This window comes from Catenisphaera adipataccumulans (assembly GCF_014202755.1).
Lineage (GTDB): Bacteria > Bacillota_I > Bacilli_A > Erysipelotrichales > Erysipelotrichaceae > Catenisphaera > Catenisphaera adipataccumulans.
This window is the reverse complement of the sequence record NZ_JACHHK010000001.1, coordinates 122,198-143,948: the sequence shown is the minus strand read 5'-3', so window position 1 is coordinate 143,948 and position 21,751 is coordinate 122,198. Positions and strand designations below refer to the sequence as shown.

Genomic DNA, 21,751 nt, shown 5'->3' with positions numbered 1-21,751 from the left:
GGTACAGTATGAAAAAAGGTTATGACTTATTAAATGATCCGTTCTTAAATAAAGGGACAGCTTTTACGATGCAGGAAAGAGAAAAATATGGTCTGGTCGGTATTCTGCCGCCGACAGTCCAGTCTCTGGATACGCAGGCGGAACAAGTGTATAAAAATGTCGAAAACAAACCCAACGTGACGGAAAAGCGCCATTATTTGATGAATATTTTCAGCCGCAATCGAACGTTGTTTTTTCATGTCTTTAAGCAGCACATTGCGGAATTTATGCCGATCGTTTATGATCCAGGCATTGCAGAAAGCATCCGCGAATATAGTGAGTTTTTTATCACACCACAAAATGCAGCTTATCTTTCCATTGACCATCCGGAACAAATGGAACAATCGATCCGGAATGCGGCAGAAGGACGCGATATTGATTTGATCGTTGTGACGGATGCGGAAGCGATCCTCGGTATTGGTGACTGGGGAACAAATGGCGTGAGCATCTCAGTCGGCAAATTGATGGTTTATACTGCAGCAGCTGGTCTGGATCCGGCACGAGTGCTGCCTGTCGTATTGGATGCCGGCACCAACCGGGAAAGTCTTCTGAATGATCCGCTGTATTTAGGGCTCCATCAAAAACGAATTATCGATGACCGCTATTATAATTTTGTTGATCAGTTCGTAAAACTGGTTGAAAACATGTTTCCGCATCTCTATCTTCACTTTGAAGATTTTGGCAGGGAACATGCGGCCAATATTCTGAATAAGTATGTGGATACCTATCCAGTCTTTAATGATGATATTGAAGGAACGGGTATTATTTCACTAGCCGGTATTCTTGGCGGTTTGAATATTTCCGGCGAAAAATTGTCCGATCAAACATATATGTGTTTCGGAGCCGGAACAGCTGGATGCGGCATTGCCAAGCGCATTTATCAAGAAATGTTGGATCAAGGACTCTCCGAAGCGGAGGCAAAAAAGAAATTCTATTTGGTGGATCGACAAGGCTTGTTATTTGACGACATGACCGATCTTACGCCGGAGCAGAAACCGTTTGTCCGAAAAAGGTCTGAATTTGATAATGCAGACGAGCTTACGACGCTTGCCGCTGCAGTGAAAGCGATTCATCCGACGATTTTGGTCGGCACTTCGACTCAATCCGGTGCGTTTACGGAAGAAATCGTGAAAGAAATGGCTTCCTTTACCAAGCGCCCGATTATTTTCCCGCTCAGCAATCCGACCGAGTTAGCTGAGGCCAAAGCAGAAGATCTGATTCACTGGACCGACGGCCGGGCATTGGTGGCAACCGGTATTCCGTCACAGCCTGTAACTTATAAGGGCGTGACCTATGAAATCGGTCAGGCAAATAATGCTTTGATTTATCCAGGACTTGGGTTGGGTGTCATAGCTTCCGGGGCCAAACTGCTGACGGATCGTATGATTTCTGTTGCGGCACATTCGATCGGCGGCATCGTGGATCCGGCACAGCCAGGGGCAGCCGTGCTTCCGCCAGTCACGCAGCTGGATCGTTTCTCGGAAACCGTAGCCTCTGCTGTTGCGGCAGAAGCAAAGAAAGAGGGACTGAATCGAAATGACGTATCGGATCCGGATGAATGTGTGAAGAAATATAAATGGGAACCAAAATATAAGTAAGAAATGGAGCATAGAAAATGAACATATTACTTGAGGTTCTCAAAAGCATTTTTCCGATCTTTGCGATCATATTGATTGGCTACCTGCTTCAGAACAGCCATTGGTTTGATGACAGTTTTGCAGGAAATATTTCAAAATTGATCATGAAGATCGCTTTGCCGGCTTCCGTTTTTACTTCTGTGATCAGTCATTTGACGGCTTCTCGTCTGGCTTCTTTTGCCGACGGTCTGCTGATCGGCGGGACGGCTGTGTTAATTAGTTATCTGGCTGCATTCGTTCTGGCGAAGATCATAAAAGTCAAGCGCGGCAGAAGGGGAACGTTTATCAATACGTTCGCGAACGCCAATACGATTTTTATCGGTATGCCGCTGAATCTTGCGTTGTTCGGTGCGGCCGCCGAAACCTATTTCCTGATTTATTACGTGATCAATACGGTTTCTACGTGGGCGTTTGGCTCATTTCTGATTACCGGCGATCCGCTCGAGGAAAACAGAACAACGAAAAAGAGCAGCCGAAAAGGGGCTTGGAAACAAATTCTGTCACCGCCTTTGATTGCCTTTCTGCTGGCGATCATTCTGGTGCTCCTGAACGTACAAGTGCCGGCTCCGATCACGACCACAACGCAGTACCTCGGCAATTTGGTCACGCCGCTGGCTTTGATCTATATCGGCATTGTGTTATGCAATGCGGGCTTGAAATCCTTGCGGTTTGATAAAGATACAGTTGTTGCGTTGATCGGAAAATTTGTCATTGCACCGGCGGCAATGATCCTGGTGATCCAAATTGTGATTCATACAGGATATAACATGCCGTCTGCTGAGCAGAGCACATTGATCATGCAGTCGGCCGTTCCGGCCCTGACCGTTCTGCCGGTGCTGGCGAATGAAGGAAAGGGAGACGTTCACTACGCGACAAGTATTGTAGCGCTGAGTACGATCTTATTTGCGGTCGTTGCGCCGATCATCATGATGGTGATCCAAGCTCTTTGACAGGCTTAATCTATGCACATCGGTCTATTGACATCTTATGTACCTTCCGTTAGATTGAGAAAAGGGAAGTGTATAACATGACAGAGTGGGAAAAAGCTCAGGCAGGCTATTTATATAATGCCAACAACGATGAAGAAATATTACGGCGCCGGATGCGGTGCAAGGACCTATGCTACGATTTTAATCATTGCCGGCCTTCCGATACGGATAAACAAAACGAACTGCTGCATCAAATATTTGGTGAAATCAAAGGGACCATCACAGTGGTTGCACCATTTTATGCGGACTACGGCAGCAATATCTCGGTCGGGCAGAACTTTTTTGCCAATCACAATGTTAATATTTTAGACGGCGCAAAAGTTACGTTCGGCGATAATGTCTGTATCGCACCGAATTGCGTCTTTTCGACGACCGGACATGCGATCGATGCACAGCAGCGAGCCGATGGTTTGGAAATATCACAGCCGATCCAGATCGGTGACAATGTATGGATCCGAACCAATGTTTCGGTTTTACCAGGCGTCACCATTGGAAATAATTCCATCATCGGTGCCGGCAGTGTCGTGACAAAGGACATTCCGGCAGATGTGATAGCGGCAGGCGATCCGTGCCGGGTGATCCGGCCGATCACGCCGGCTGATAAAAATAAATATCCGATCTGATCGGAATAAAAAGCATTGAATCTTTGATTTCGATGCTTTTTTGTTGTCTGCACAACATACAAAACAACGAATCGCTTTTATAGTATCTCTGTAAATAGAAAGCAGGGATATGATGCAGACAAATCAAAATGAAATCAACCGAACAGAAATGCTCATGAATTATATCGAACGACTGAACAACGGCGAAGCATGGGAAAGTGTTCAAAATGATTTTCGGGAAACATTTGGATCCGTTGACGCAAAAGAAATTGTGGATGCGGAAAAAACAATGATGCAGAACGGTGTGCCTTTATCGCAAGTGCAGAAATTATGCGATCTGCATTCTGCTCTTTTCCATGGAAACACACGGCAGGAGTGTATTGCGCAGGCAGAGGCATCTGTCGCCGCCTCGATAAAAACAAAACGCAAAATGCAGGACATGCCGTCGGCCAAAAGCGCAGAAATCCAAGGCCATCCGCTGCAGATCTTGACTATGGAAAACGAAGAATTCACAAAACGTTTGAATCAAATGCGGAAGCTGCTTACACAAAATGCGGAAACCAAACAAATCCTGAATTCTCTTAACGATCTAAAAGCGGCGGCGGTCCATTATGATAAGAAGGATGAATTGATCCTGCCGCCGCTGAAACGTCATGGCGTTGCCGGACCGGCTGATGTGATGTGGAATGTAGACGGGGAACTGCGCCAGTCTGTGAATGCGTTGATTCGTCAGTTAAAACAAACAGACGAGCCGGAGCTGCCGCAGAATGTAAAAGATGATATCCGCAGACTTTGTGCACGTATGCAGGAAATGATCTTCAAAGAGGAGAAGATCCTGTATCCATTGGCGGAAAAATATTTTACCGAAGAAGAATGGCAGATGATTGATCAAGATCTGCCGCGCTTTGGCTATGCGTGGATCAAAGAAATCCCGCAGTGGCAGGATGCAAAGCCAGAAAAGAAACAGATCTCGATCGAAGGAGCGGACGGTTCTGTCGAACAGGCAGAGATCCAACTTCCCGGCGGAACGCTTTCTCTGGCAGAACTGGAAGGCATTTTGCGTACGCTGCCTGTTGAACTGACTTTTATCGATGCCAACGATACCAACCGTTATTTTTCAGAAGACTCTTCCTTGTTCCCGCGGGCGGTGTCGGCTTTGGGACACCAGGTATATGAGTGCCACCCGCCGAAAGTGATTCCGATCGTCCAGAATGTCATTCAAAAACTAAAGTCCGGCGAAGAAAATGCAATTTCTTTTGTGACCACGAAAAAAGGCCGGAAAACGCTGGTGCGCTATCTGGCCGTACGATCGAAACAAAAAGAATATCTTGGCGTACTGGAAGTTGTCGAAGACATCACGGACATCGCGTGAAGCGGAATACCGATCAGCTTTCGCGGCGTGCCGGGATCAAAAGGTGAAAATGATTTTTCTGAAAGTCGATGATCCCTTTGGCTTTTAATTTAGACAATGCACTGGATAATGCACTGCGGTCCGCATTTAAGTAATCCGCCAGCTGCTGCCGGTCAAATGGAATATCAAAATACGCCGAGTGCTGCCGGATCGATTCAGCGGAAAGATAAGCCAAGATCTTATCCTGCAGCGAGTGCTGGGTGATATAGGTCAGTTTCTCGTTCAGCATCACGTTCCGGTTTGCCAGCAAGCTGACCAGATTATCGATCAAGCGGGCGTGGAACGGACAGGCTGAGCGGCACATATGCAGGATCTTCGGCAGTTCCAGAAACAATACGGTCAGATCCTCATCGGCCTGTACACAGACATTTAACGTTGAATCTGCAGAAGCGGCATAGCTTTCACCAAATAAATCACCAGGCTGCAAAGCATGAACAATATGGCGGCTGCCCCAGTAATCATATCGTTCGATGTGTGCGCGGCCAGAGAGCAGCAGACCGACGTTCGTGATGGTATCTCCGGCCCAATAAATATATTCCTCTTTGGTATATGTCTTTTTTTGACCATTCAAGCAAGGCAGCAGAGTGATCAGTTCCGGTTTAGAAATATTAGAAAATAGCTTTGATTTTTGCATGACGGCCAGCTCTTCAGGGGACCAATGATTTTGAATATTTGTTGTGTTCACAACATTATATTAACATGAATGACAGGTAAAATCGCAAAGAGTAATCCTTCGACCAATCAATACTGTATAGTGTATCGTACTGCTGATCAAAAAGATTCACCGATTTTTACGATTTTATTGACAAAACAGCTTATCAATGATTTATTGAAACGGGGAGGAAACAAGGATGCCTCGTATGAACACATTTTTTTCCAAAACACAGCTGCAGGAATCGTTAGCAGAAAAACGGGCAGCGGCTGAGAAAATTCTCGAAGAAGGAAAACTGAATAATTTTCTGGAGAAAATAAAAGACTGGATGGATAAAGTCGGCAATGTACCTGGTTTGCGGAAGATTTCCGATCAGATCATTTTGGGCATTGATTGCCTGCAGGACTATGCGGACGGTACGTATCGTGAAATTCCGAAGGAAACAATTGTCGCACTGACGGCTGTATTGATCTATGCGTTGGTCCCGTTGGATTTGGTCCCGGACTTTATTCCGGCGGCAGGCTTTGTGGATGATGCAGCAGCTTTTGCCTATGTATTCAAGTCCATTTCGGATGATTTGAAACGTTATAAACAGTGGCGGAAGTTCATGCAGTTTTAATGTTTTGATATTTATTTTTACAATAACAGCGCGATCATTCGTGCTGTTTTTTTATATTACGATAAAATTCACTGATATATAATATAAAAGATTATTTCGATTCTTTTTAATAATTATCAATAATTTGAAAATAATAGTTATGAAAGTAATAAAAACATCAATCTGGATGAATGGGTTTTTATTGATCTTTATTATTAACAAATTATTAAGTGATTTTTTTTATTTATTTAATATGGAATTAATATGTGATTGATAAGATAGCCTCGATTGGAGAACATAGAATATGAAGAGAAACAATCGGATTATTTTACTATTTGCGATCTTATATAGTTTATGCACGATACTAGGAATCAGTTTTCTGGTGGACGACAGTTTCAGCAGTATCCAGAAATATCCAGTGCTGTTTTCTGCTGGTTTTCTGTGTCTGATTTTTTTATTTGACCGCCTGCTGATCCGTTTACTTCATGCTGTCGATCAGCCGCATGAATGGAAATGGTTTCACCGCCAGCATGGGCATTTGTATCGGAAATTTAAGGCACAGTTGGAAGAACATCCGATGCGTACGACCATTGTGTCCTTATCTGTAACTTGGCTCATTTATATCATCGCCTTTTATCCTGGCATTGTATCACCGGATCCGACTTATGAAATCGTTCAGTTTTTTCAGATTCCCAATAAATATTCCAGTTATGTAAATTTGATCGATCCGCATCAACTTTTGACCAGTCATCATCCGGTTTTGCATGCGGTCTTTATCGGCAGCTGTGTCAAACTTGGTCTATTGCTTTTTCATAGTACGAACATTGGTCTGTTCATCTATACGATCGTACAAACGAGCGTCTTGATGGGGACGCTTGCCTATACGATCAAATTCATGAAAGAAATTGGCACATCTTACCGATTCCGCTTTCTGACTCTGCTGTGTTATTGCTTCGTTCCGGTCTTTCCGTTTTATGCGGTGACCGATGTAAAAGATGTATTTTATACCTGTTATGTGATCCTGTTTGAGATCATGGTCTTTCGGCTGGTCACGCAAAAGATCCAGTGGAACTGGAAAAGAATACTTTCGATGATCGGACTGATGATCCTGGTTTGTCTGGCCAGAAAAAATGGGATCTATGTGGTGGCCATCACGCTTTTTGTTCTGTTATTGTCGCGGGTCCACAGAAAACAAGTGATGCTCCTGCTGGTGTGCATTGTTTCTTTCTATACGATCTACAACCAGGCGATCCTGCCGTATTTTCATATCACACCAGGAAGTCCGCGGGAAATGCTGTCGATCCCGTTTCAGCAAACCGCCCGCTACACAAAGTACTATGGCGATGAAATGAGCGCCGACGAACGTAAAAGTATCGACCGTGTGCTGGATCTGAGTGATCTGGCGCAAAGATATAATCCAGAAAGAGCTGATCCTGTCAAAAACAAATACAATCCAGATACTACGACGCAGGATCTGAAAAATTATTTTAAGACATGGGCATACGAGTTTACCAAGCATCCATTGGTGTATTTTGAAGCCACCATCGCTAATACATATGGCTATTATTCGCCGCTGAAATATCGTCCGTATGTGTATTTCAGAGATCGATATATCCTCAATCAATTCGGTTTTGATTACCAGCACAATTCTCTTGCAAATTTACGGGCGGTTTTACGGGCGTACGGAAACTCCTTTGTGTGGATCCTGCCGTTTGGTTTATTGATCAATATCGGATTTAATACCTGGATCGTCGGGTTCATGGTGCTGTATTACATTTGCCGAAAGAAATACAAAGCAATACTTTGTCTGGTGCCGGCTTTTGTGACCTTCTTGGTTTGCCTTGCCTCACCGGTCAATGCCTATTTCCGATACATCATGCCCAATGTATTTTCTCTATATATCTTGGCAGCGATGTTTCATTATTTCCAGAAAAAACGTAAGGATCCCGCTTAATTGGGATCCTTGATTTGTTTTCTTTCAATTTGAAAACTGCATGCGGATGCAAACAGACAGAGTACGATATCGATCAGCCCAAGCAAGGTATAACTGCCAGTCTGTGTGACGATGATGCCGCGGATCCAAACACTGAGGATAGCACCGATCTGATGCAGTGTAAACAACAAGCCGACCAATGTGGCAACCTGCCGCAGCGGGAAAGAATCGTTGACCAATCCAGATGTCGGTGAAACCGTCGCATCGCCGGTCATGCCCAGCCCAATCGCAAAAAGGACAGCCGCCGCAAAGGTCTTCGGCATCAAAAAGATGTATGCAGTTATCCAGACTGCCCGAAAACCGTAGTAAAACCACAAAAGAAATCCTTTTCGGATCCGTGCCGATAAATAGCCCGAAAGCAGGGCACCGAAGATCGTGGCAATCATAAAGCGAGAATGCCCAGCCGGCACGTTGGTCGGAAAGACCGTTAGCGGTAAATTGCGAAAATAAATGAGTTTCAATGATGATCATGTGAAAACCGCAGGTAAAAAAGCCAGCCATCGGCAGACAATAAGTACGGTTTTCGACTGCCTGACGAATGACGGCACCGGTCCTTTCGGTTTCAGGACGTGGTTCCTGCTGAACAGCTTTTTCGTCTTTTTTATATCGATCCGCGCGATCGGGATCAGTCCGATCGCCAGGATGCTCAGCACAAATAAGGCAACCAGAACAGGCGATAAGATAAAACCGACCATGCCTGCCGAAGCATTCAACATGCCTGAAATCAACATCGCATTTTGCCTGCCGACAAAATGAATGGCGGATGTGAGGATCAATCCGAAGGCCAGGGCACCAGCTCCGGAACCGAATAGAATTCCCAGTGAAAGCACTAAACTAAGTTTGGACCGAGCTATGAACATCCCCGTAAAACTTAGCAGCAGAAGCACAGCACCTAGATTTAATACGTAACGATTGGTCTTATTGGCTGCCAGCATCCCAAACAGCGGCTGTGTTAGTCCGAAGACCAGTTCCATGACAGCAATGCAGAAACTCACCTGGTCATAAGACTAACCACTATGCGCTGCCAGCGGCTTTAAAAGGATCCCAATATCACTGCGATCCCGGCAGCTAATCCATATAAAACACAGGCAATCAGACCGAACAAGATGATCGGCAGGATCTTATTTTGTGAATCATGTTTTTCATTCTTCATACGGCAATTATCATACAATAAATTTATTGTTTATAAAATTTAACGTCCATTTTACATAGCATGGCAGAATCTTTTTGGTCACCGATGTACAGTATGATTGAGGAGGTTCCGATCATGCTTGAAAAATTAAGATCTTATTATAACAACTTATCGCCGGAGGCCCGTTTGCTTCTTACCATTTCGATCATTTGTATCGCTGGATTTTTCATGTATCGAATCGGCGTTGCCATCGGCATCGCATTGAAAGGAAACCTTTAGGAAAGGGACGATGTCATAAACATCGTCCTTTTATTCTTGTCAGAATTACGTGGAACAACGAACAGATCAGCTTGGTCTCTCATTTTTTCCTTTGCGATCCGGATATGATAAAATGATGCCGACAAGAGGGTGAAAAAATGGAGAAAATCGTTGCGGAAGCGATCATGAAAATGAACGCATTTTATCAACAAACCAGTGATGCCCGCCGCCATGATATCAATCATTTTTTGAAAGTATGGGGCTTTGCGCATACCATCGGCATTGCCGAAGGATTGGATGCGCGGACGCAGGAAACACTGGAGCTGGCGGCGGTCGTGCACGATATTGCCTGTCCGCTGTGCAGGGAAAAATACGGCAGCACCAACGGCCGATATCAGGAAATGGAAGGAAAACCGTTGACTCGTACGTTCTTTGAAGATTTTGATCTGCCGGCCGAACAGCTGGAGCGCATTGTCTATCTGGTCGGCCATCATCACAGCTTTCAGAACGTGGACGGACAAGATTATCAGATCCTGCTGGAAGCAGATTTTCTGGTCAATGCGGATGAATCCAATTTGGAACACGAAACAATCAAAACATTCCGGGACCGCGTCTTTCAAACCAAAACCGGCCGGCAGCTGTTAGAAAATGTATACGGCGAAAGGAGCGCCGCATGAACGAGCGGATCCGACGGAAAGAAGGCGCCTGTCGTAAACTGGTGCAGATCGTCTTGTGCCTGCTGGTGAGTATCAATCTGATGGGGAACCAGATCCTCACGGCAAATGCGAAAGAAACCACCTACACATTTCCAGATGAAAATCAAAAACATGAAGGCACCTGGCTGATTTGGCCGCATGCCCACACCTACGGAAAAGCCTATGCCCGCTCGATCGAACCGATCTGGATCGAAATGGTCAAGGCGCTGGCACCAGGCGAACATGTACATATCATCGCTTATGATCAAAAGCTGAAGAAACACATTGTTTCAAAACTGAATGAGGCAGGTGTAGATCGGAATCAGGTTGATTTTGTGATCGCAAAATCCGATGATGTCTGGGCCCGGGATACCGGTCCGATGTTTGTCTATGATGCCCAAGGCCAGCTGCATATTGTTGATTTTGGCTTTGACGGATGGGGAAAGAAGACGCCCTATCGAAAAGATGACCGCATCCCGCAGACCGTCGCCAAAGCAACCGGTATTCCGCGTATCGATGTTTCGAAATTCGTTCTGGAAGGCGGTTCCGTCGATATTGCCGCGGACGGCACTGTACTGGCAACGAAAAGCGCAGTCATCAGTAAGAACCGCAATCCGCATTGTTCACAAGCAAAGGCAGAGCGTTATTTAAAGAAATATCTCGGCGCAAAAAAATTTATCTGGCTGGAAGGCGTGACGGATGAAGATATCACGGATGCCCACATTGACGGTTTTGCGCGTTTCTATGATGCACAGACGATCTTGACCGTGCCGGAAGAGGACTTCTTTGATCTTTATGAGAACATCAAAGCTTCGGACTATGACACACTGCAGGAAGCGACGAATGCATCCGGGGAACGGTACAAGATCGTGGAAGTTCCGCTGACATCCAAAAACGTGACCGGACTGGATTATAAAGGCTCGTACTTGAATTATTATCTGGGCAAAGAAGTCCTGCTGCTGCCTGTATACGACGATGCCAATGATCAAACCGCTGTGACGATCATGCAGAACTTATATCCGGATCATACGATCGTACCAATTAACGTAACAGCACTGTATAAAAACGGCGGCATGCTCCACTGCGTGACCCAGCAGCAGCCATTGAGCCAAGCCGAATGACCCATTAAAACTGCATCGAAATCGATGCAGTTTTTTTAATTCTTGTAAATTCTTTTCGATTGCTATGAAAGGGTTTTAACTTGAGGGAAAAACCATACAAAATATAATGAAAATGTAAATAATTCATGAATTATAAAACACAAAAAAACCAAATAAGTGGAAAAGGAGAAAAGAAATATGAGTAAGTTCGATGGAAAAGTAGCAGTCATCACGGGCGCCGCACATGGCATCGGCAAACAAATTGCCGTACAGTTCGCACAGGAAGGTGCCAATACTGTAATTGTCGACTATAACAAAGAAAATGGTGAGGCAAGCGCAAAAGAAATCAGTGAAAAATACACTCGTTCCATTTTTGTACAGGCTGATGTATCCAACTACGATCATATGCTTCAGGTACGTGAGGAAACCTTCAAAGCATTCGGACGGGTCGATATCCTGGTCCTGGATGCCGGTATTGCACAGCGTGCGAAAGTATCCGAAATTTCAATGGCTGACTGGCAGAAAGTGATCGATATCAATTTGACTGGACTCTATACGACCGTCAAGGCATTCTATAATGATTTTCTGACCAATCATGGTTCTATTGTTTATATCAGTTCTGGCTCGGCATTGAGCGGTACCGGCGGCGGTGTCAGCTATCCAGCCGCAAAAGCCGGCGGTGAAGGACTGATGCGCGGTCTGGCAAAAGAACTCGGACCGAAAGGCGTCAATGTCAATGCGATCGCACCACGTTTGATCGACTCCGGCAATATGATGCGTGTCAATTATCCGACACAAGAATCGTTGGATGCAGTGCTGCAGAAAATTCCGGTACGTCGTTTCGGAACCTGTGAAGATGTAGCGAATCTGGCTGTATTCCTGGCCGATCCGGCAAACTCTTATATCCATGGTCAGACGATCCTGATGGACGGCGGAAGGACCATCGCATAGGCATAAAGGAGAAAACCAATGGATGCTTTATTAGATTTTTTTCAGGAATTTGTCAACCTAGGAGCAGCGGTCCTGCTCCCGGTTGTCATCGCGATCCTCGGTAAATTCTTCCGGATGAAGTGGGGCAAGGCCATCAAAGCTGGTTTGATGGTCGGCATCGGTTTCCAAGGTCTGGTCCTGGCGGTCAATTTACTGATTGAATCCGTTCAGCCAGTCATGGATTATTATTCTGCGCTGGGAAAAGGGTACGATGTACTGGAAATTGGTTTCGCGGCCTTAGGTGCGGCAGCCTGGACCGTACCATTTGCGGTCTTCGTCATTCCGACCTTGATCATTGTCAACTTGCTGCTGGTGAAGTTTAAAGTCACAAAAGTACTGAATGTCGATATTTGGAACTTTATGCACTTCCTGGTGCCGGGCGCATTGGCTTACGCTTTGTTCGGCAACGTGATCTTAGGATTTGTCGTAGCGATTGTCTGCGGCGTGGTCACATTGTTCTTTGCACAATGGGTCGCACCGAAATGGGGCGAATTCTTCGGTCTGGAAGGAACGACCTGTACGACCTTCTCCTTTGTCGCCTATGTTTATCCGTTCAGTGTCGGACTGAATAAGATCATCGATCATATTCCGGGACTGAACCACTTGGATGCGAATATTGACCGTTTGGGAGAAAAGCTGGGCATCTTCGGAGATCCGGCGATCATCGGATTATTGGTTGGTGCGTTCTTATCTCTGCTGACCAAACAGGATCTGGGCAGCCTGCTGACAATTTCAATGGGCGTTGCCGCCGCGATGGTCTTGATCCCACGCATGGTATCGATCATGATGGAAGGTCTGACTCCATTAGGCAATGCTGCCAACGACTATATGCATGAGAAAGTCGGCGATGATGCAGAACTGTATATCGGTATGGATATTGCCTTAGGTTTAGGCGATCCGGCCTGCATCACATGTACCGCTATCATGATCCCGGTCACAGTACTGTTATCCTTCTTAGTGCCGGGCATGCGTTTCTTCCCATTGGGCATTCTTGGTGAAGTATGCTACTTATCACCGATGTGCGTGGTCGCAAGTAAAGGAAACGTCGTTCGTACATTGATCTGCATGAGTATTATCATGTTCTTCACTTTGTTCTTTGCGAACATGTTTGCACCGGAAGCCACACAGATGCTGTCGGTAACGGGCGTATCGTTCTCAGGTACGGTAACGGCTTCTCACTTTGGATGGAACCCAGGAAACTTGATCGTTTGCTTATTCCATAAACTGCTCGGATAGGAGGACGTTATGGAAAAAAATAAATACATTGTTTTACATGGCAAGGCAAATACGAAAGAAGAAGCATTGCAGCTATGTGGTGATGCCCTGTATCAAGCGGGCATCACCAGTCCGAATTTTGCGCAGTTGTGCATTGAACGGGAAAAGGAATATCCGACCGGTCTGCCGACGGAAATTCCGACCGCGATCCCGCATGCGAAGGATGAAGGCATCAAAGCCAACGCAATTTGCTACTTAAAATTAGAAAAACCAGTCGCGTTCCGCCGCATGGATGATGATACACAGGAAATTTATACGGATATGATCTTTAATCTAGCCATCAAAGATCCGAATAAACATATCAAAGCACTGCAGAACATGATGACATTTTTAAACAATACCGAAATTCTGCAGCAGCTGCGCAAACAAAGCGATGAAGAAATCATCGCATGTCTGCAGGAAAATGTAGGGTAGGTGAAAACATGCAGAACATTATTGCTCCGTCGGTTTTCGGTGCAGATCTAGGAAATTTAAAAGAACAACTGACAATTTTGGAACAAAACAACATTCAGTGGCTCCACGTGGATGTTATGGACGGACATTTTGTCGAGAAAATGGCTTTTGGTCCGGATCACATCCGCATGCTGAAGAAAATGACCTCTCTGAAGCTGGATGTTCATCTGATGGTTGAAAAGCCGGAACGTATTCTGGACGCCGTCATGGATGCCGGTGCCGATATGGTGACGGTCCATCAGGAGTCGACGGCACGTCTGGCAAGCTGTATAGAACGCATCAAAAAGAACAATAAAAAAGCCGGTGTGGTCTTAAGTCCGGCAACCGATGAAAACTCACTGAAATATGTTCTGGATCAGATCGATATGATCCTGCTGATGACCATCAATCCAGGGGAAGCAGGCCAATCGTTCCATCCAAGCATGCTGGATAAGATCCGTCAGACCAGAGAATTATGCGGTGCGCGCGATATCCAGATCGAAGTGGACGGCGGCATCGACAATACGAACATTGCCCTTTGCCAAAAGGCAGGCGCCAATGTCTTCGTATCCGGCGGTTTCATTTTCCGCGGTGATATTGCACAAAACATTGCAGCACTGAACGAACAATTAAACTGAGGTAACCTTATGAATGAATTATTAACGATCAATCAGGAATTAAAAAAAGCATCGAAAAAAATCACAGATGCACAAATCGATGCCTTCATCGATGCGGTGGACAGCCACGACCGTATCTTCGTATATGGAACCGGACGGTCCGGACTGATGTTGAAGGCACTGGCTATGCGTTTGATGCAGATCGGCCGGACGGCTTATGTGGTCGGCGAAACGACGACGCCATCCGTCGGAAAAGGGGATCTGCTGATCGTTGCCAGTGCATCCGGTGAGACGCAGAGCGTTGTGAATGCAGCCGACAACGGTGCCAAACAAGGAGTCGATGTCTTGGTCATCACAGGCGATAAACCTTCCTCGTTATCCCGGAATCACAAGCCCTTGATCCAGATCGAATCCGCTTCAAAATACGCGGAATCAGCTGTCAGCGTCCAGCCGCTGGGCAGTTTATTTGAACAAATGTTACTGATGATCTTTGATGCTGTTATATTAAAAATGAGCGAAAAAAGCGCCGATACCAATAAGAAAATGGCACAAAGACATGCCAGTATAGAATAGAAAGGAGTCCAAACATGTCAAAAGAAGTAAAAGTGCTCGTTGCCTGCGGCAGCGGCGTCGCATCGTCGACGATCGCGCAGGAGGCAATCAAAGAAATTGCTAAAGATGCCGGTGTCAACGTCCGGATCGTGAAAGGAACCATTGCCGAAGTTCCGACCAAACAGAACGATGTGGATGTCGTTTTCACCACCGCAAATTACCGCAAACCTTTGAATAAACCTTATCTAAGCGTCTTCGGCTTGATCTCCAATGTAAATCGAGCCGGCACCGAGAAAAAAGTCAAAGATCTGCTTGTAAAATTGGCGAATGAGTAGGCGTTCGATATCGAACGCCTCTATGCGGAGGTGGTTATTTGAAAAAGAGGTCAGAAGAGATCCTGCAAAGCTTACTGGCAAATCCATCTCAGAAACTGACGATCATCCAATTTAAAAAGAAGTATAAAATCGGGGAGCGTACCATTCGCAATGATATCAGCGAGGTCAACGATTTTCTGCGGAAACTGCATATATCCGATTTATATTTTGATGCAGAAGGCAAGTTAAATTACGGACCTGATTTTGATGTAAAAAAGATTTCTGCCCATTTGAGTCAAATGAGCGTCTACGATTACAAGCTTTCGAAAGAAGAGCGTCAAATTTATATCATCGTCCATTTACTATGGGAAAAACGGATCATAACGATGCAGTCGTTTGCCGATGATCTGATGGTCAGCCGGATCACGATCTTAAATGACATCGAAAAAGTAAAAGATGTGTTTCAGAATACAGAAGATGTGCAGCTGATCAGCGATCCCGGACGAGGTGTTTTTGTGCAGTGCAGCGATCTGACACGATTGGATATGTTGGTCCGTTATTTTCATGAAATTCAGTTCCAATTTGTCAAAAATGGATTTTATCAAAATATGATCGCGGAGTCTTTGCAGATTGAATATCCATTTTCCGTTATTCTGGCTCATGTGCAGGACTATTTGGAAATCAATAACTTGATGTTCGGCGATGATTCTCTCTATGATTTGGTTCTCTGTCTGTACGTTTTATATAATCGGCCAAAATCGGAAGTCGAATCCATCAACATCAACATCACACTGAATGAAATTGATAATATCATGATGTACGTCGGTTATAAAATCAACTGCGTTGTACAAATGCAGATGTTGGTATTATTCCGGAATTTTCGAAAGAAACATGCGATCGAATCCTATGTACGCAGTCTTGATCAAATCGAGCTTTATGAAGTGATCACCCATTTTCTGACGAAGATCGACCAGCAGCTGCAGACTTCTCTCAGTCAAGATCCTAAGTTAATTGATTCTCTGTTCATGCACATCAAGAACATTCGGAACTGGGGCGATCTAGACGTGGATATTCCGGATGTACAGCAGTACATCCCGGAATATCAAATGATCGAGCAGGCGGTGTCGGCCCATATTCCGATCGTGGAAAAATATTTAGGATATACGATGACGGAAAATATGCTGCATTCGATCATGATCCATATCTGTGTTTCTCTGCTGCGCAGCCGCAACCGCAGCCGCGCTCCGTCCGTGATCGTTGTCTGCCCAGGAAGCATGGCGACAGGACGGTATGTCGAAGCCCAGATCCGCAATTATTTTGACCTGAATGTAATACAAGTCCTCCCGGTCAAGGAGTTGGATCATATGGATGAAAGCCGTGTTGACTGTATCATTTCCACGGTCCAGCTGCCGAAACTTTCGGTGCCGGTGATCCAGGTGCACCCGGTCTTGGATATGGAAGATATGAATCACATTCAATCGCAGTTATTTACGCTGCAGAAACAGCCGCTGCTGAAAAAGCAGAATGTGGTCGACCGTCTTCAGGATGAATTGCCTGCAGATCTGGTCCAACAAATCAACGAATTGATCCAGTCCTATAAAAAATCAGGGAAAAAAGAAAAATCCGCCATCGGTCAACTATTAGAGAGGGATTGTTTACAAATCGATGACGAGGATCACACCTGGCAGGATGGGATCCGCAAAGCTGCGCAGCCAATGATCCACAAACAAATGATCACCGCGGAATTTGCGGAACAAGCCATTGCGAACGTAGAATAATACGGTGACTATATTATTCTCGGTCAAGGTGTGGCACTGGCCCATGCATCGAAACAAAGCGGTGTGATCCGAGATGGCCTGGGATTGCTGGTGAATCATCCGGGTATCGTGTTCTCTGATCATCAAACCCGTGTTAATTTTTTGTTCTGCTTCGCTTCCAGAGGCGTGAACGAGTATATTGAATTGTTTAATGAAATCGTTAAGATCGGTCAGGATCCTTCGCTGCGTTTACGCTTGTTAGCGATGGATGAACAGACCCTCTTTGAAACCCTCTGCTATAAATTCTCTTCCTAAAGAAAAGGCCGAAAATTCGGCCTTTTCCTTTTATAAAATGTTTTGAATGCGCTGTTCCAATACATGCTGGGGCATTGCGCCGACAACCTGATCGACGAGCTTGCCGTCTTTGATGAACACAAAATTCGGAATGCTCATGACACCGAACTGACGGGCCAATTCCGGCTGTTGGTCTGAATTGACCTTGCCGATCTTGACCTTGCCGTCGTACTTATCCGCCAGCTTGCGGACGATCGGGCCCATCATTTTACAAGGCGGGCACCAGTCCGCATAAAAATCGATCAAAACCGGCTGTTTGCTGCCAAGGACTTCTTTTGAAAAGTTTTCTTGTGTAAATGTATATTCCATATCTATGACCTCCTGTCTTGATAAATTTATTATACATGGTATAATTTTCTTATCAAGTACGCAGATGATATTTATCTGCTCAGAAAAAACGGAGTGAGAATATGACAAAAGACGTGATTTGTGAAACGGTCGGCGGCGATGGCTGCGGCCTGAAGAAAGTATTGGATATCATCGGCGGCAAATGGAAGATCCTTATTTTGTGCGCGATGAAAAACCAAGGACCGATGCGTTATGGCCAGTTGCGGAAAACCATTGTCGGCATCACCAATACGATGCTGGCACAATCCTTGAAAGAAATGAACAAAGACGGTTTGGTACAGCGGAAACAATACGATGAAATGCCGGTAAGGGTCGAATATTCATTGACCCCGAAAGCCGAAAGCATGGTGCCGATCTTGATGGAATTAAAAGAATGGGGCGAAGCCAATCTATGAATGAGATCTTGACCGATGAACGTTTTTTGAACATCGAAACGTATGAACGTCTGCAGAAGTCTTTCATTGCGTTTGATACCGAGACGACCGGACTGTCGCCGGAGAACGATGTGATCATTGAAGTCGGTGCCGTGAAGTTTGAAAACGGCAGCGTCACAGATACGTTTACAACTTTGATCGATGAAGGCGTACCGGTGCCGTACGGCGCTTACCAAGTGAATCATATTTCCACGCAGATGCTTAGAAAATACGGCACGGCCCCTGCCGCAGCCTACCAGCAGCTGATCGATTTTTTTGGCGATGCTTTGGCTGGCGGGACTCTGCTTTGTGCCCACAATGCGAATTTTGATATGGGATTTTTAAGCCGGGCATTAAGTCGGTACGATTACAGCGGCTGTCTGCAGTATATTGACACATTGAAGCTCTCACGCCGAACGGTCAAAGGTTTATACAGCTACAGTCAGGGAGCGTTGGCTCAATATTTTCAGATCGTCAATCCACAGGCGCACCGGGCGGCGGCGGATGCTGAAACGTGCGGCCGGACCCTGGATCGCTTACTTTCCTTGAATCAGGAAAATATCGAACAACGGCGCATCGATCTGACACAGCGGCAATATTCGCGGAAAGAAACGGCTGCGGCCTCAGTTATTGTTCAAATTCTGTTAGATCACGGCTGCCCGCCGGAAAAGATCCGCCTGTATCGGACCAAATCCAATTATGTCGAAATCATCAGCGGCTATCGTCCCATCAAAATACGGATCATGAAAAAGAAATCATACGTGATCGTGCCGGCGCAATATATATCAGGACAGGAAACTGAACCTTGCACCAAATCTGAAGGCACCGATATGGTCCGTCTGCTGTTTCATGATCCGGCTGAACTGATGGCATATAGAAAATTGATCTGGCAGCTGCACCTGGATTCATCGGCGGCCTTGCCTTCGGCCATGGAACCGTACGAACGGCGGTTTTTGAAGCAAGCGGACTTAGACAATATTTCTTGTCTGATGTCTTGACAGGCAAAGCTTATTCGATTATTCTTTTTCTGGTGTTAGGCAATGAAGTCAGACGCCTGTTCAGGGAACAGAGCGTCTTTTTTTCAGGATTCCTGCACGGAAGGAGAGATACAATGACGACGATTTGTGTGGATGATCCAGAACAAGATGTGAAGCAGCCTGCGCATGAGGATACGGACTACACGTTTGAAAAAGTTCCGTCCAAGGCAAAAAAAGGTTTCTTCGCGATGTTCTTCATCATGCTTGGTTTTACATTCTTTTCCGCTTCGATGTCGGTAGGTGCTAAATTAGGCAACGGTTTGAATTTGACCGACTTTATTTGGGCGGTCGTATTGGGCGGTATCTTTTTAGCTGTTTATACCGGTCTGCTCAGCTACATCGGCGCGGATTCCGGTCTGAGCTTTGATTTATTGTGCCGGCATGCCTTTGGAACGAAAGGGTCCTATTTGCCGTCGCTGTTCATCGGTTTGACCCAGATCGGCTGGTTCGGTGTCGGTGCGGCGATGTTTGCGATCCCGGCTGCGGAACTGCTGGGTATTTCTCCTTGGATCCTGGTGGCGATCGCCGGCGTCTGCATGACGGCCAGCGCGTATTTCGGCATCAAGGGCATGGAAATCATTTCGTATATTTCTGTGCCGCTGATCGCGGTCCTGGGAATCTATTCGATGGTCCTGTCGACGACGCAGGGCGGCGGTCTGACCGCGATCTTTGCAAAATCTGCCGGTTCGATGAACTTATTGACTGGTGTTTCACTGGTCATCGGTTCCTTTATTTCCGGCGGTACGGCCACGCCGAATTTCAGCCGCTTTGCGAAAACCAAAAAAATTGCCGTCGTGACCACGGTGATCGCATTTTTCATCGGCAACACGTTGATGTTTTCCTTCGGTGCAGTAGGCGGCGCATTCTCCGGTAAAGATGATATCTTCTATGTCATGATCGCACAGGGACTGACCGTGCCGGCTTTGATCGTGCTGGGTGCCAACATCTGGACGACCAACGACAACGCATTGTATACCGGTGCCTTGGGTCTGTCCAATTTGACCAAGATCCGTAAACGTCCGCTGGTCCTGGTGGCCGGTGCCATCGGTACGGTTTCGGCCATTTGGCTGTATAATAATTTCGTATCCTGGCTGAGCTTTTTGAACGCAACCTTGCCGCCGATCGGTGCCATCCTGATCTTGGATTACTTTATGCACCGGGATCGCTATGCGGAAGAAAGCGGTTTGAAAACGGTGAATCTTGGTGCGGTGCTTGGCATTCTGGCTGGCGCGCTGGTCGGCAACTTTGTACCGTTCGGTATCGCAAGCATCAATGCGATGCTTACAGCCATCGTATTTTATTTCATTTTCAATCGGAGGTAATGTATGCTCATTCAAAATGCGGTAATCGAAAATCAAGGCCCTTTTGATGTACGGATCGAAGCGGGAAAATTTCAGGCAATCGAAGAACACCTGGAGCTAAAAGCCGGCGAAGAAATCATCGATGCGAACGGGCATCTGATGCTTCCGCCGTTTATCGAATCCCATGTACACCTGGATACCTGTCTGACAGCTGGTGATCCGGTCTGGAACGAAAGCGGCACTTTGTTTGAAGGCATCGAATGCTGGGCAAAACGAAAAGAAAAACTAAGCCCGGAGGATATCCGGCAGCGTGTGCGCAAGGCTGTGGATCTGTACGCATCGCATGGTGTGCAGTACATTCGTACCCATGTGGATATCACGGATCCGTCGCTGGTCGCATTGAAGACGATGATCGAACTGCGCGAAGAGCTGAAAGATAAAATGACGATCCAGATCGTGGCTTTTCCGCAGGAAGGGATTCTCTCCTATCCCAACGGCAAAGAATTAATGCGTCAAGCCGCTGATATGGGCGTCGATGCGCTCGGGGCCATCCCGCATTATGAATTTACCCGTGAATACAGCGTCGAATCACTGAATTTTGTCTGCCATTTGGCCAAGGAACACGATCTGCTGATCGATGTACATTGTGACGAGATCGATGATGAAGCCAGCCGCGGCTTGGAAACATTAGCGGCCCGGGCTTATGAACTGGGGCTGACTGACAAGGTCACGGCATCGCATACGACGGCGATGCACTCCTATAACAACGCGTATGTACTGCGCCTGATGCGTCTGTTAAAACTGTCACAGATCAACTTTGTCGCCAATCCCCTGGTCAATGTTCATCTAGGCGGACGGACCGATACTTATCCGAAGCGCCGCAGTCTGACCCGGGTCAAGGAACTGCGCGAAGCCGGATGCAATGTCTCCTTCGGTCAGGACGATATATTTGATCCATGGTATCCGCTAGGCAACGGCAGCATGCGCGATGTTGTCTATGAAGGACTGCTGGCCGGCGGTTTGATGGGTTATTCGGATTTGATGAACGGCTATCAATTTGTGACCACAAATGCTGCCAGGACGCTGCATTTGTCCGATTACGGCATCAAGGCAGGTAATCCGGCCAGCTTTGTGATCATGGATGCGCCGAATTACTATGAAGCATTGAAAAATGATGCAGCCGTACTGCTTTCCGTACGAAACGGCAGGACCATCGCATCAACCAAGCCGGCCGAGACCACGTTGTATTGATTGT

25 protein-coding genes are annotated in these 21,751 nt (G+C 46.2%); 21 read left to right on the top strand and 4 right to left on the bottom strand.

Annotated features, from left to right (window positions below; translation table 11 throughout):
- Nucleotides 1-8: 8 nt before the first annotated feature.
- From HNQ47_RS00750 to HNQ47_RS00735, 4 genes are all read left to right on the top strand, one after another.
- Entirely contained in the window at nt 9-1,637 is a 1,629-nt protein-coding gene (locus HNQ47_RS00750; protein WP_183326591.1) for a malolactic enzyme, read from the top strand.
- Between the two features lie 17 nt (nt 1,638-1,654).
- Entirely contained in the window at nt 1,655-2,626 is a 972-nt protein-coding gene (locus HNQ47_RS00745) for an AEC family transporter (RefSeq protein ID WP_183326589.1), read from the top strand.
- A gap of 77 nt (nt 2,627-2,703) precedes the next feature.
- Nucleotides 2,704-3,288 (top strand): sugar O-acetyltransferase, encoded by a 585-nt coding sequence (locus HNQ47_RS00740; protein WP_183326587.1) that lies wholly within the window; start codon nt 2,704-2,706, stop codon nt 3,286-3,288.
- A 112-nt stretch (nt 3,289-3,400) separates the two neighbouring features.
- On the top strand, nt 3,401-4,639 hold the full coding sequence (locus HNQ47_RS00735; protein WP_183326585.1) for a DUF438 domain-containing protein: 1,239 nt from the start codon (nt 3,401-3,403) through the stop codon (nt 4,637-4,639).
- A 13-nt stretch (nt 4,640-4,652) separates the two neighbouring features.
- Here the strand turns inward: HNQ47_RS00735 and HNQ47_RS00730 are convergent, their stop codons facing one another.
- Nucleotides 4,653-5,363, bottom strand: coding sequence for a cyclic nucleotide-binding domain-containing protein (locus HNQ47_RS00730; protein ID WP_183326583.1), 711 nt, complete (start codon nt 5,361-5,363; stop codon nt 4,653-4,655).
- Between the two features lie 175 nt (nt 5,364-5,538).
- On the opposite strand from HNQ47_RS00730, the gene HNQ47_RS00725 reads away from it, so the two are divergent.
- Together HNQ47_RS00725 and HNQ47_RS00720 are read left to right on the top strand one after the other, a co-directional pair.
- Nucleotides 5,539-5,949, top strand: a complete 411-nt coding sequence (locus HNQ47_RS00725; protein ID WP_183326581.1) for a YkvA family protein — start codon at nt 5,539-5,541, stop codon at nt 5,947-5,949.
- 283 nt (nt 5,950-6,232) lie between these two features.
- Complete coding sequence (locus HNQ47_RS00720) at nt 6,233-7,882, top strand: DUF6020 family protein (protein WP_183326579.1); 1,650 nt, start codon at nt 6,233-6,235, stop codon at nt 7,880-7,882.
- Here HNQ47_RS00720 and HNQ47_RS10005 read toward each other — a convergent pair.
- Both HNQ47_RS10005 and HNQ47_RS10000 read right to left on the bottom strand, forming a co-directional pair.
- Nucleotides 7,879-8,307, bottom strand: a complete 429-nt coding sequence (locus HNQ47_RS10005) for an MFS transporter (RefSeq protein WP_221247915.1) — start codon at nt 8,305-8,307, stop codon at nt 7,879-7,881. The genes HNQ47_RS00720 and HNQ47_RS10005 overlap by 4 nt on opposite strands.
- Before the next feature lie 81 nt (nt 8,308-8,388).
- Nucleotides 8,389-8,916 (bottom strand): MFS transporter, encoded by a 528-nt coding sequence (locus tag HNQ47_RS10000; protein ID WP_221247914.1) that lies wholly within the window; start codon nt 8,914-8,916, stop codon nt 8,389-8,391.
- Between the two features lie 272 nt (nt 8,917-9,188).
- Here HNQ47_RS10000 and HNQ47_RS00710 point away from each other — a divergent pair, with 272 nt between their 5' ends.
- The 11 genes from HNQ47_RS00710 (at nt 9,189) to HNQ47_RS00660 (ending at nt 17,358) form a co-directional block, all read left to right on the top strand.
- Nucleotides 9,189-9,332, top strand: a complete 144-nt coding sequence (locus HNQ47_RS00710; protein ID WP_183326577.1) for a hypothetical protein — start codon at nt 9,189-9,191, stop codon at nt 9,330-9,332.
- Between the two features lie 137 nt (nt 9,333-9,469).
- Nucleotides 9,470-9,988 carry an HD domain-containing protein gene (locus HNQ47_RS00705; protein WP_183326575.1) on the top strand — a complete coding sequence of 173 codons (519 nt, stop codon included), beginning with the start codon at nt 9,470-9,472 and terminating at the stop codon, nt 9,986-9,988.
- Complete coding sequence (locus HNQ47_RS00700; RefSeq protein ID WP_221247913.1) at nt 9,985-11,127, top strand: agmatine deiminase family protein; 1,143 nt, start codon at nt 9,985-9,987, stop codon at nt 11,125-11,127. Before HNQ47_RS00705 ends, HNQ47_RS00700 begins: the two co-directional genes overlap by 4 nt.
- 177 nt (nt 11,128-11,304) lie before the next feature.
- Entirely contained in the window at nt 11,305-12,057 is a 753-nt protein-coding gene (locus HNQ47_RS00695) for an SDR family NAD(P)-dependent oxidoreductase (protein ID WP_183326573.1), read from the top strand.
- An 18-nt stretch (nt 12,058-12,075) separates the two neighbouring features.
- Nucleotides 12,076-13,332 (top strand): PTS transporter subunit IIC, encoded by a 1,257-nt coding sequence (locus HNQ47_RS00690; RefSeq protein ID WP_183326571.1) that lies wholly within the window; start codon nt 12,076-12,078, stop codon nt 13,330-13,332.
- A gap of 9 nt (nt 13,333-13,341) precedes the next feature.
- Nucleotides 13,342-13,785, top strand: a complete 444-nt coding sequence (locus tag HNQ47_RS00685) for a PTS sugar transporter subunit IIA (RefSeq protein ID WP_183326569.1) — start codon at nt 13,342-13,344, stop codon at nt 13,783-13,785.
- 8 nt (nt 13,786-13,793) lie between these two features.
- On the top strand, nt 13,794-14,441 hold the full coding sequence (rpe, locus tag HNQ47_RS00680; RefSeq protein WP_183326567.1) for a ribulose-phosphate 3-epimerase: 648 nt from the start codon (nt 13,794-13,796) through the stop codon (nt 14,439-14,441).
- Nucleotides 14,442-14,450: 9 nt separating this feature from the next.
- Nucleotides 14,451-14,993 carry a 6-phospho-3-hexuloisomerase gene (hxlB, locus tag HNQ47_RS00675; RefSeq protein ID WP_183326565.1) on the top strand — a complete coding sequence of 181 codons (543 nt, stop codon included), beginning with the start codon at nt 14,451-14,453 and terminating at the stop codon, nt 14,991-14,993.
- Between the two features lie 14 nt (nt 14,994-15,007).
- Nucleotides 15,008-15,307 carry a PTS sugar transporter subunit IIB gene (locus HNQ47_RS00670; protein WP_183326563.1) on the top strand — a complete coding sequence of 100 codons (300 nt, stop codon included), beginning with the start codon at nt 15,008-15,010 and terminating at the stop codon, nt 15,305-15,307.
- A gap of 38 nt (nt 15,308-15,345) precedes the next feature.
- On the top strand, nt 15,346-17,064 hold the full coding sequence (locus tag HNQ47_RS00665) for a BglG family transcription antiterminator (RefSeq protein ID WP_183326561.1): 1,719 nt from the start codon (nt 15,346-15,348) through the stop codon (nt 17,062-17,064).
- Between the two features lie 12 nt (nt 17,065-17,076).
- Nucleotides 17,077-17,358 carry a PTS sugar transporter subunit IIA gene (locus HNQ47_RS00660; protein ID WP_343052875.1) on the top strand — a complete coding sequence of 94 codons (282 nt, stop codon included), beginning with the start codon at nt 17,077-17,079 and terminating at the stop codon, nt 17,356-17,358.
- 30 nt (nt 17,359-17,388) lie between these two features.
- Here the strand turns inward: HNQ47_RS00660 and trxA are convergent, their stop codons facing one another.
- Nucleotides 17,389-17,814, bottom strand: coding sequence for a thioredoxin (gene trxA / locus HNQ47_RS00655; RefSeq protein ID WP_281378137.1), 426 nt, complete (start codon nt 17,812-17,814; stop codon nt 17,389-17,391).
- Here trxA and HNQ47_RS00650 point away from each other — a divergent pair.
- The 4 genes from HNQ47_RS00650 to codA all read left to right on the top strand — a co-directional run bounded on the left by HNQ47_RS00650 (nt 17,808) and on the right by codA (nt 21,747).
- Complete coding sequence (locus HNQ47_RS00650) at nt 17,808-18,140, top strand: winged helix-turn-helix transcriptional regulator (protein WP_183326555.1); 333 nt, start codon at nt 17,808-17,810, stop codon at nt 18,138-18,140. The genes trxA and HNQ47_RS00650 overlap by 7 nt on opposite strands.
- On the top strand, nt 18,137-19,156 hold the full coding sequence (locus HNQ47_RS00645) for a 3'-5' exonuclease (protein WP_183326553.1): 1,020 nt from the start codon (nt 18,137-18,139) through the stop codon (nt 19,154-19,156). Before HNQ47_RS00650 ends, HNQ47_RS00645 begins: the two co-directional genes overlap by 4 nt.
- Nucleotides 19,157-19,269: 113 nt before the next feature.
- Nucleotides 19,270-20,517: a cytosine permease gene (codB, locus tag HNQ47_RS00640; protein ID WP_183326551.1), complete on the top strand. Its 1,248-nt coding sequence runs from the start codon at nt 19,270-19,272 to the stop codon at nt 20,515-20,517.
- Between the two features lie 3 nt (nt 20,518-20,520).
- On the top strand, nt 20,521-21,747 hold the full coding sequence (gene codA / locus HNQ47_RS00635) for a cytosine deaminase (RefSeq protein ID WP_183326549.1): 1,227 nt from the start codon (nt 20,521-20,523) through the stop codon (nt 21,745-21,747).
- Nucleotides 21,748-21,751 lie beyond the last annotated feature (4 nt).

Coding starts and splice junctions, on each gene's coding strand:
- HNQ47_RS00710 (WP_183326577.1), top strand. CDS start 9,189: ATGCTTGAAAAATTAAGATCTTATTATAACAACTTATCGCCGGAGGCC.
- HNQ47_RS00670 (WP_183326563.1), top strand. CDS start 15,008: ATGTCAAAAGAAGTAAAAGTGCTCGTTGCCTGCGGCAGCGGCGTCGCA.
- codA (WP_183326549.1), top strand. CDS start 20,521: ATGCTCATTCAAAATGCGGTAATCGAAAATCAAGGCCCTTTTGATGTA.
- HNQ47_RS00645 (WP_183326553.1), top strand. CDS start 18,137: ATGAATGAGATCTTGACCGATGAACGTTTTTTGAACATCGAAACGTAT.
- HNQ47_RS00745 (WP_183326589.1), top strand. CDS start 1,655: ATGAACATATTACTTGAGGTTCTCAAAAGCATTTTTCCGATCTTTGCG.
- HNQ47_RS00705 (WP_183326575.1), top strand. CDS start 9,470: ATGGAGAAAATCGTTGCGGAAGCGATCATGAAAATGAACGCATTTTAT.
- HNQ47_RS00740 (WP_183326587.1), top strand. CDS start 2,704: ATGACAGAGTGGGAAAAAGCTCAGGCAGGCTATTTATATAATGCCAAC.
- HNQ47_RS00735 (WP_183326585.1), top strand. CDS start 3,401: ATGCAGACAAATCAAAATGAAATCAACCGAACAGAAATGCTCATGAAT.
- rpe (WP_183326567.1), top strand. CDS start 13,794: ATGCAGAACATTATTGCTCCGTCGGTTTTCGGTGCAGATCTAGGAAAT.
- hxlB (WP_183326565.1), top strand. CDS start 14,451: ATGAATGAATTATTAACGATCAATCAGGAATTAAAAAAAGCATCGAAA.
- HNQ47_RS00700 (WP_221247913.1), top strand. CDS start 9,985: ATGAACGAGCGGATCCGACGGAAAGAAGGCGCCTGTCGTAAACTGGTG.
- HNQ47_RS00750 (WP_183326591.1), top strand. CDS start 9: ATGAAAAAAGGTTATGACTTATTAAATGATCCGTTCTTAAATAAAGGG.
- HNQ47_RS00690 (WP_183326571.1), top strand. CDS start 12,076: ATGGATGCTTTATTAGATTTTTTTCAGGAATTTGTCAACCTAGGAGCA.
- HNQ47_RS00685 (WP_183326569.1), top strand. CDS start 13,342: ATGGAAAAAAATAAATACATTGTTTTACATGGCAAGGCAAATACGAAA.
- HNQ47_RS10005 (WP_221247915.1), bottom strand. CDS start 8,307: ATGATTGCCACGATCTTCGGTGCCCTGCTTTCGGGCTATTTATCGGCA.
- HNQ47_RS00650 (WP_183326555.1), top strand. CDS start 17,808: ATGACAAAAGACGTGATTTGTGAAACGGTCGGCGGCGATGGCTGCGGC.
- HNQ47_RS00695 (WP_183326573.1), top strand. CDS start 11,305: ATGAGTAAGTTCGATGGAAAAGTAGCAGTCATCACGGGCGCCGCACAT.
- HNQ47_RS00725 (WP_183326581.1), top strand. CDS start 5,539: ATGAACACATTTTTTTCCAAAACACAGCTGCAGGAATCGTTAGCAGAA.
- HNQ47_RS00720 (WP_183326579.1), top strand. CDS start 6,233: ATGAAGAGAAACAATCGGATTATTTTACTATTTGCGATCTTATATAGT.
- codB (WP_183326551.1), top strand. CDS start 19,270: ATGACGACGATTTGTGTGGATGATCCAGAACAAGATGTGAAGCAGCCT.